The sequence below is a fragment of the Paraburkholderia nodosa genome, assembly GCF_001718195.1.
Classification (GTDB): Bacteria; Pseudomonadota; Gammaproteobacteria; order Burkholderiales; family Burkholderiaceae; genus Paraburkholderia; species Paraburkholderia nodosa_A.
Map to the genome: position 1 here is coordinate 59,900 of NZ_MCNV01000035.1, position 8,502 is coordinate 68,401.

The following is an 8,502-nucleotide window of genomic DNA, read 5'->3' on the forward strand; positions in this document are numbered from 1 at the left end:
CGCCGGCCCGCCCGCGCCGCCATGGAGCGACGGCTCAGGTGAGCGGCAGATCGATGTACTTGCGGAAGCCCTGACGCTGCGCGATGCGCTGATACCAGCGTTCGACATTCGGCAGCGGCTCGCGCTCCACGCCTTCGAGTCCGAACCAGCGCCGCGCGTACGCGCCGAGTACGATGTCGGCGAGCGAGAAGCGCTCGTTTTCCATGAAGAAGCGGCCTTGCAGATGGTGGTCGAGCAGCCGCCAAAGCGGGGTCAGCTGATCGAAGTCGGCCGCGAGCTTCGCCGTGTCGCGCTTTTCGGGCGGCGTGCGTACGAGCGCGAGGAACACAGGGCGCTCGATGGGCGCGAGCGTGCCGATCGACCAGTCGAGCCAGCGCTCGATCGAGGCGCGCACCTTCGGGTCGGTCGGGTAGAGCAGGCTCGAAGGGCCGTACTCCATCGCCAGATAGCGCAGGATCGCGTTCGACTCCCACAGCACGAAGGTGCCGTCGGTGATCGTCGGGACCTTGCCGTTCGGATTCATGGCGAGATAGGAAGGCTCGTTGAGATGGCCGAACGAGCCGCCCGCGTCGATGCGCTGGAACGGCAGCACGAGTTCATCGCAACACCACAGGACTTTCTGGACATTCACCGAATTGGCGCGTCCCCAGATCGTGATCATCTGGCGCGTACTCCTTGCAAGAGGAAAAAGGGTCAAGCCTGGCGCAGGCCGCCACGATACACGATTCTCGCGCGGTTTATTTGCGCAGCCAGGCATTTCGTAGAATAGGCGCTGCGCGGCGCCGGGAGTTCCGCCGCCGTACCCGCTTCGTGCGGCACCGCTCTCTCGCTTGCCCGCGCGGCCGCCACGAACCTCAACATCCGTCCGAGACCCGCCCATGGCCCGCATTGTCCCCGACGACTGGCAGCATCTCGAAGCCACCGGCGCCGCCGCGCGCGAGCGCGAAACGCTCGCCGCGCTCGCCCGCGGTTTGCCGAACGGCTACACCGTCTATCACGGCGTGCACTGGACGCGGCTCTCCGAAGGCTTTTCGGTCTTCGGCGAGGCCGATTTCGTGATCGTCAGCCCGGCTGGGCGCGTGATGATCGTCGAGCAGAAAACCGGTTTTTTGCGCGAAACGCCAGGCGGGCTCGTCAAGGCGTACATGCAAACCGAGCGCAACGTGGCGATCGCGCTGGCACGCACGGTCGAAGGGCTGCACCGGCGCTTTACGGCGTCGTTCGGCGCGGGCACCTACGTGCTCGAAGAGCTGTTCTATTGCCCCGACCACGTGGTGCGGGAGCCGGCCATCGCGGGCGTGAACCCGGCGCGCATCGTCGACGCCGCGCGCAAGGCGCAGCTCGCCGCCATCGTGCTCGAAGCCATGCCCGCCGACGAGCCGCGCCTGCCGTGCGCCGCCAGGATCCATCATTTTCTCGCCGACGAACTTTCGCTCACGCCCGACACCAGCGCGCTGCTCGGCGCGGCCGGCACGCTCGTCACGCGGCTCGCGGGCGGCCTCGCCACGTGGGCGCGGCGCCTCGAATTCGCCCCGTTCCGGCTGCGCGTGATCGGCACGGCGGGCTCGGGCAAGACGCAACTGGCCGTGCAGGTCATGAAGGACGCGGTGGCGCGCGGCGCGCGCACGCTCTACGTGTGCTTCAACCGGCCGCTTGCGGATCACATCGCGCAGCTCGCGCCGCCCGGGGCAAAGGTGGCGACCTATCACCAGCTGTGCGACTGGGTCGCGCGCGACGGCGGCCACGTGCCCGACTTCGCGAGCCCCGGCGCGTTCGATGACCTCGTGCAGCGCTTCGGCGAGATGCCGATTGCCGAGCGCTGGCAGTTCGACGTGCTGATCGTCGACGAAGGGCAGGATTTCCACGAGCCGTGGGTCGGCGCACTCGGGCGTCTGCTGCGGCCGGACGCTGCATGGTGGTGGCTCGAAGATCCGCTGCAGAACCTGTACGTGCGCGAGCCGCTCGCGCTGGCGGGCTGGACCGTGCTGCGCGAGACCACGAACTACCGCAGCCCGCGCGACATCCTCGCATTCCTGCACGACGTGGCCGGACCGACCGTGCCCGCCATCGCGCAGCTCGCCGCGGGGAGTCCGTTCGACGGCTCCGAGGTGACCGTGGCGAGCTGGGACGAGCATGAAGCCGGACCGGGCGCGGAACCTGGGGTGGTTCTGGTCACGAAACGCGCGATTACGCAGGCGCTTTCGCTGGGCTTTCGCAAGCAGGACATCGTCGTGCTTTGCTGGCGCGGACGCGAGCATTCGCTGTTCGCGACGCTCGATCAGCTCGGCCCGCATCGGCTGCGCAGCTTCACCGGCCAATACGACCTGTTCGGCAATCCGCAGTACCGCGAGGGCGATGTGCTGCTCGATTCGATCTACCGCTTCAAGGGCCAGTCCGCGCCGTGCGTGATCCTGACCGAGGTGGACTTCGAGTCATTCGACGAGCGCGCCGCGCGCAAACTCTTCGTCGGCGCGACGCGTGCGGCCATGAAGCTCATCGTGGTGGCGTCGCCGCGCGCCGCGCGATTCATCGAGGGCCGGCGCGGCGGCGTCTAAGCGCCGGCTCGCTCAGCTCCAGGCCGAGGCGCCGATCAGCGTGCCCGTGCGTGCCTGGGCGTTCCACCAGATCACGCGCAGGAGCGGCGCGGTCTGGGCGATCAGGATGGCCTGCACCGGATCGCTCTCGATGAAGTGCGTGACGCCGCTGCGGATGGCCGCCGCGGCCTTGTGCGCAGCCACGGCCGCGGCCGTGTCGTCGTGTTCGTCCGGCGTGCGCATGATCAGTTCGAGGTGCCCGAAACCGTGGCGTTCGAGCCAGGCGAGCGTGCGCTCGCGGTCGATCTCCGGACGCCCCGTGATGATCGCGCGCGTGCGTTTCATGTCGATGCCGGGCAGGCGCTCGAACGGCACCAGCTCGTCGCGCTCGGCGAGCGCGGCGACGAGGTCTTCGTCGTAGCGCGCAATCGGGAGGTCGGGGAGCAGGACGCCATCGAGATCGATGGCGTAGACCGCGTACTCGTGGTCGTCGGCCATGCGCGTGCCGTCGCCGTCGCCATCGCGGATCCAGTCGGCGCGATAACGGTCGGTGTAGGCCTGGCGCTCCCACGGGAACAGCGCGAAATAGCCGCTCGCGTCGACCGAATAATCGGGGCGCAGACGGCTGAGGTCGTCGTAGGCGCCGGTGAGCGTGCGCACGACGAGCCCGTGCTCGCTCAGGAACGCGATGCAGTCCACGAGCGTATGGCCGCGCCCCGCGATGTCCTCGCAGAGCAGCACTCTCGAGCCCGGTTCGGGCAGCGGCAGCGTGGAGTCCCAGCGCACTTCGCGCGTGGCGCGGTCATAGCGCAGGAATGCGACAGCCGCACCCGTTGCGTGCGAAACCATCAGCGCAAGGGGCGCGCCGCCGCGCAGGATACCGACCACGAGGTCGAATTCCTCCGCGATCAGCGCCGGCTGCAGCGACTCGACCCAGTGATCGAGCTGTTCGTAGGTGAGCGGAACGACAGGTTTATCCATGGGTTGAATTGGGTGTCGAAGCGCGTAATCGGCAAGCGCGCGGCAACTGCGCGGCAACTGCGCAATGCGCGTTTCCGATAGCGGTGTACGAGAAAAAGACGGCTATTGTCAGCACAATGTTTGACGATATTATGCCTATGCTCACCAGCGCCTGCTGGCATGGTGGGTGGAGGTAGCAGGAAAACGAGGGAAACGCAGCAGGAAAAAGCGGCGCATTACCGCAAAATGTCGCGTAGCGCCGCGCAAAGACACACGAAAACGACGCGAATCATCGCGCGAAAGGGCTCGGGCAAGATGTGGCATGGGATGGGATGGCCAGGCTGGCGGCGCTGGGCCGCCGTGGTGGCGCTCGCGGGTGCGGCGCCGTTTTTTGCACCTTCCGCGCAGGCGGCGGGTTCTCCGGGTGCGCTCTCGCTCGACGTCGATGGCGAGGTGCGCGTGACCAACAACGCGTCCCACACGGCGTATCACTTCAGCGAGGCGCAGCTGCTCGCGCTGCCCGCGCATTCGATCACGACGGCCACGACCTGGACGCCGCGCTCGACCTTCACGGGCCCGCTGCTTTCGGACGTGCTCGAGGCCGTGGGCGCCTACGGCAGCGAGATCGAGATCCATACGCTCGACGACTACACCTGTGTCGTGCCCGTCGCCGACGCCGCGCGCTATGGCGTGGTGGTCGCCTATGAGATGAACGGCCAGCGCCTCAAGGTAAGCAATTTCGGCCCGTTGTTCCTGATCTACCCACGCGACCAGCATCCGCTCGAGCTCGACGGCGCGGCCGGTGACTCGAAGTTCGCGTGGCAGATCAAGTCGATGACGATCAAGCGGTGAGTAGCGAGTGATACAACGTCCCTTGCGACGCCTGCTGCAGGCGATCATCTGGATGGCGGCGCTCGCGCCGCCCGTGGTGGCGGTCGGCTATCTGCTCTACGCGAACCTGCTCAATCCGCAGGTCGTGCAGCGCATCACGGGCAATTACGACGGCCTGTACTGGGACGCCGCGCAGCTCCAGATCGCCTACGCACGCTTCGAGAGCCAGCTGCTGATGTTCGCGGACGGCATCGACCGCGATCTCGACAAGGTGCGGCTGCGCTACGAGGTGCTGCAGTCGAAGCTCAACGTGATGAAGGGCTCGACGCTCTCGCTCGACTCGACGCCGGGCCTGAAGCGCCGCCAGGACGCCGATCTCGCCATTCTGGCCGCGACGATCTCGCCATTCGAGGCCGAAATCGCCACGCTCGCGGACAACCCCGAACGCGCGGTGCCGATGCTCATGGCGCTCGACCTGCACTGGACCCAGGTGACCGACCTCGCGCTGAACCGGCGTTTCGCCGACGTGACCGAGCGCGAGGCGATCCGGCACGATTTCATCGCCAAGCGCCGCGAACTGTTCGCTTCGGGGCTCGTGCTGCTCGTGCTTTCGGCGGCGGCGGGCGTGCTGCTCGTGATGAACGGCTACCGGCGCACGCGCCTCTTGCACCAGCAGCGCGCGGCGCTCGAAGCCGAGCACCAGGCGAGCCGCGCCGCGCGCGAGGCGAGCATGGCGAAGGACGCCTTCCTCGGCATGATCAGCCACGAACTGCGCACGCCGCTGCACGCGATCGTCTCGTCGATCGAGCTGCTCGGCTTCAACTCGCATTCGGAAGCCGACCGCAAGGTGATCCAGCGCCTCGAAACCGCGGCTCGCCAGCTCGAAGCGCAGATGAAGGACCTCACCGACTACGCGCGTCTCGGCGCGGGCAAGCTCGAATTGCGCCAGGAAGAGTTCGAGCCGCGCGAACTGCTGCAGTCGATCGTCGATGAGAACGAGCAGGCGGCGCGCTCGCGCGGGCTCGTGTTCGAGCATGCGTGGGTGGGCCCGCAGCGGCGCGTGGTGGCCGACCCGCATCGGATTCGCCAGATCGCCGGCAACCTCGTCACGAACGCGATCCGCTACACGGAGCGCGGCAAGGTGCGGCTCGAATTCTGGCTGCAGGCGCCGGCGCGGGTTCCGCGGCCATCACAGGACGCAGAGGGCGCGCCGAAGCCGGCTGGCGGCGACACGCTCGTGATTGTCGTCGGCGACACGGGGCCCGGCGTGGCGCCGGACCAGATTCCGCTCATCTTCAAGGAGTTCACGCAGCTCGACACGTCGCGCTCGCGGCGCTATGAAGGCGCGGGGATGGGGCTCGCGATCGTGCGCGGCCTCGTCGAGCTGTTCGGCGGCACGATCGAGACGCAAAGCCGAGTGGGTAAAGGCACGACCTTCACCGTGCGCATTCCCGTTACGCCGGTCGAGCCGCCGGCGCCCGCGGCCGTGGCCGAAGCGGCGCTGCCCGCGCGGGCGCTGCCGCAGGTGCTCGTCGTCGACGACAACCCGCTCGTGCGCGATTCGCTCTGCGAGATGGTCGCGCACATGGGCTACCGCGCGCTCGCGGCCAGCGACGCCGACAGCGCGCTCGCGCTGCTCGCGCACGAAGTGTGCGACGTGGTGCTGCTCGACCTGCACATGCCGGGCCGCGACGGCTACGACTTCGTGGCGGGGCTCGAGACCGCGCAGGATGTGCTCGCGCAGCCGCGCGTGATCGCGGTGAGCGCCGACGTGGCGGGGCTGGCGGCGCTTCCGGACACTGCGGGCAAGACGCCGGGCGGCGAGGGCGCGCCGTTTTTCGACCGGCTCACGAAGCCGGTGCATTACGAGGTGCTGCGTGCGGCGTTGCAGCGAGCGCTGAGCGCGCCGCGCGCGGCGGTGTGAAAGGCGCGGGAGCGGGTTGAGCGAGCAAAACGCGGCGTTAGCCGCGGTTGAGCCGCTTCGAAAGATCGGCGACGAGAATCGCCATGCGCGCCGGCTTTTCGTAGCAGGCCACGTTGTAGTGGCGTACGACCTGGCTGATCTCCGATTCGCTGGCCTTGCCGGTCAGCAGTTCGCCGGTGAGCACGAAGATGGGCGCATCGGGGTTCTCGGAGGCGCGCACGCTGCGGATCGCCTCCGCGGCGGTCTGGCTGCCGAACAGCCAGTCGATCACCACGCCGTCGAACACGTTGTTTTCGAGCGCTTCGTTGAATGCCGCGAGGCCGTAGAGCGCGAGCGCCGTGTAGCCGCTGTGCTCGAGGTAGTCGCGCAGGTTGTCGGCGGAAGAGCGGTCGTCGTCCACGACGGCGATGAGCGGCTTGTCGGACTCGGCGCGGCGCGGGTAGATCTCGATCTTGTGGACTTCGCGCGCGTTCTGGTAGAGCGCGCCGTCCGGGCGCACCACGCGCCACTGGCCCTGCTTTTCGTAGGCGACGAAGTCGGGGCGGCTGCCCGCCTCGACCGGTGCGCCGATCCAGGCGGTGCAGGGCAGCTCGGCGGCGCTCACGCAGAGGATCGCTTCTTGAGCGCTGGCCCCGACCATGCCGGGGTCGAGCAGCTGCGCCCCGAACAGCTGGCCCGCGGGTTCGCCGAACGCTTCGGCCACTTTCTTGATCTGCGCGAGCGTCCACGGGCTGTTGCCGCGCAGCTTGCGGTGCCCCTGTGAAAAGCTCAGGTCAAGAATCCGGCACAGCTCGGTCGTTTGCTGACGCTTGCCGATGCCGTGACGGCTCATCAGCTCGCGTACGCGCTCCGCCACCGAGGCCGAGTCGGTTGTGTATGCAACGTTCGACATACTGCTTGAAGGGGGATTCGTGGATTCAGTTTCTGATTGATCATGCCGTGGCGCCGCGGGGCCGGTTTGACCGGACCTCCTGCGGCCTGCGCACGGGAGCACGATATTCTAAACGCATAAAATGCCAGGCGACGGCGTTATTTTAGCGAAATGTAATGCGGCGCCGAATACGGGAATGTAAGCGTATATTCGGCTTCGTTTACACATGGCTTGCGATATTCGCGGCATTGCGGGGACGGCGCGCGACTGCGAAGATGCACGATTTTGAACGCCGTGCGCTCACGCGCGGCGAATCAACCTTACTGGGGCGAGGGGTATCGATTGGACGACGTGCGCAACGGCGGGACATGGCGGCATGAAGGCGTGCCGTATTACAGCCAGTGGGGCAGCGCCGACTGGGTGGCGCCTATCGTCGAGCGTGGCGCCGACCCGTGCGAGGACCCGCGCTGGCGGGCGAGCGGCTTCACCGAGGCCGACGCCTATCGCTTCTGGGCCAAGCGCTTGTGCGGTCTGACCTGCCTCGAATCGGCGCTCGACTATTGGGGCGTCGCGCATGCGCCGCGCGCGCAGATGCTCGAAGAGGCGTTGCGGCACGGTGTATATCGCGTGCGCGAAGATGGCGGCGTGGATGGCTTGATCTACCGCCCGTTCGCCGGATGGGTGGAAGCCGCGTTCGGCGTGCACGTGGAGGTAATGATCGACGAGGACATTGCGGCGAGTGCAGCGCGCGTTGATGCCGAAACGCTCGCCATCGTTTCCGTGAGCCCCGAGATCCGCTATCCCGAGCGGATGGACCCCGGCCGGGGCGGTCATCTGATCCTGCTGCACGGTCGCGGCGACGGCGGTGTGTGGTTTCACAATCCTTCGGGCATCGCGCCGTACCAGGCTGACGCCTGGCTGCCCTATGAGACGGTTGCACGGTTTCATGCCCGGCGGGGTATGGCGCTTAGGCGGCCGTGCTGATCGCGTGGGTTTGGTTTTTTTTGTGGTTCCTGGCTGCTTTGGCCTTTTCTTGTTTTCGCGTCGGTATGCCTGGGTTGCCCCTGTGCGGGGCGGCACCTACTTTCTTTGCAGCGGTGTATGGACCGGAGACATGGGTAACAGGTGTGCGGGGACATGGGTAACACTTCGGGCGAGTGATTCGCCTGGAGCCGTTCATGCCCTGGAACCCGAGAAACACCATGAACCTGCGTCTGGAATTCGTGAATCTGGCCCTGCAGGACGGCGCCAACCGGCGTGAACTATGCCGGCGTTTCGGCATCAGCCCGAAGACCGGCTACAAGTGGCTTGCCCGGCATGCACAGGATGACGGCGCCACGGCGTTGGCGGACCGCTCGCGCCGGCCCCTGCAGAGTCCGGCG

General features: G+C 67.3%; 8 protein-coding genes. 5 read left to right on the forward strand and 3 right to left on the reverse strand.

The window, feature by feature from the left end; all coding sequences use genetic code 11:
* Nucleotides 1-34: 34 nt before the first annotated feature.
* Nucleotides 35-661 carry a glutathione S-transferase family protein gene (locus BFD71_RS34740; protein ID WP_069268745.1) on the reverse strand — a complete coding sequence of 209 codons (627 nt, stop codon included), beginning with the start codon at nucleotides 659-661 and terminating at the stop codon, nucleotides 35-37.
* A gap of 217 nt (nucleotides 662-878) precedes the next feature.
* Here BFD71_RS34740 and BFD71_RS34745 point away from each other — a divergent pair, with 217 nt between their 5' ends.
* A complete protein-coding gene (locus BFD71_RS34745) occupies nucleotides 879-2,555 on the forward strand; it encodes an ATP-binding domain-containing protein (protein ID WP_069268746.1) in 1,677 nt (558 codons plus the stop codon).
* Between the two features lie 12 nt (nucleotides 2,556-2,567).
* On the opposite strand, the gene BFD71_RS34750 is transcribed toward BFD71_RS34745, so the two are convergent.
* Complete coding sequence (locus BFD71_RS34750; protein ID WP_069268747.1) at nucleotides 2,568-3,515, reverse strand: phosphoribosyltransferase; 948 nt, start codon at nucleotides 3,513-3,515, stop codon at nucleotides 2,568-2,570.
* 306 nt (nucleotides 3,516-3,821) lie between these two features.
* Here BFD71_RS34750 and BFD71_RS34755 point away from each other — a divergent pair, with 306 nt between their 5' ends.
* On the forward strand, nucleotides 3,822-4,346 hold the full coding sequence (locus tag BFD71_RS34755; RefSeq protein WP_069268754.1) for a molybdopterin-dependent oxidoreductase: 525 nt from the start codon (nucleotides 3,822-3,824) through the stop codon (nucleotides 4,344-4,346).
* A gap of 52 nt (nucleotides 4,347-4,398) precedes the next feature.
* The gene (locus BFD71_RS34760; protein ID WP_083245637.1) at nucleotides 4,399-6,249 is read left to right on the forward strand and encodes an ATP-binding response regulator; all 1,851 of its coding nucleotides are present in this window, start codon (nucleotides 4,399-4,401) and stop codon (nucleotides 6,247-6,249) included.
* Nucleotides 6,250-6,286: 37 nt separating this feature from the next.
* Here BFD71_RS34760 and BFD71_RS34765 read toward each other — a convergent pair whose 3' ends face one another.
* Nucleotides 6,287-7,141, reverse strand: coding sequence for a helix-turn-helix domain-containing protein (locus BFD71_RS34765; RefSeq protein ID WP_069268748.1), 855 nt, complete (start codon nucleotides 7,139-7,141; stop codon nucleotides 6,287-6,289).
* A 321-nt stretch (nucleotides 7,142-7,462) separates the two neighbouring features.
* Here BFD71_RS34765 and BFD71_RS34770 point away from each other — a divergent pair, with 321 nt between their 5' ends.
* Together BFD71_RS34770 and BFD71_RS34775 are read left to right on the forward strand one after the other, a co-directional pair.
* Nucleotides 7,463-8,104, forward strand: coding sequence for a C39 family peptidase (locus tag BFD71_RS34770; protein WP_256095039.1), 642 nt, complete (start codon nucleotides 7,463-7,465; stop codon nucleotides 8,102-8,104).
* A gap of 194 nt (nucleotides 8,105-8,298) precedes the next feature.
* A partial coding sequence (locus BFD71_RS34775; protein WP_141710898.1) for a helix-turn-helix domain-containing protein occupies nucleotides 8,299-8,502 on the forward strand: 204 nt, incomplete at its 3' end.

Coding starts and splice junctions, on each gene's coding strand:
- BFD71_RS34740 (WP_069268745.1), bottom strand. CDS start 661: ATGATCACGATCTGGGGACGCGCCAATTCGGTGAATGTCCAGAAAGTC.
- BFD71_RS34745 (WP_069268746.1), top strand. CDS start 879: ATGGCCCGCATTGTCCCCGACGACTGGCAGCATCTCGAAGCCACCGGC.
- BFD71_RS34750 (WP_069268747.1), bottom strand. CDS start 3,515: ATGGATAAACCTGTCGTTCCGCTCACCTACGAACAGCTCGATCACTGG.
- BFD71_RS34755 (WP_069268754.1), top strand. CDS start 3,822: ATGGGATGGCCAGGCTGGCGGCGCTGGGCCGCCGTGGTGGCGCTCGCG.
- BFD71_RS34760 (WP_083245637.1), top strand. CDS start 4,399: ATGGCGGCGCTCGCGCCGCCCGTGGTGGCGGTCGGCTATCTGCTCTAC.
- BFD71_RS34765 (WP_069268748.1), bottom strand. CDS start 7,141: ATGTCGAACGTTGCATACACAACCGACTCGGCCTCGGTGGCGGAGCGC.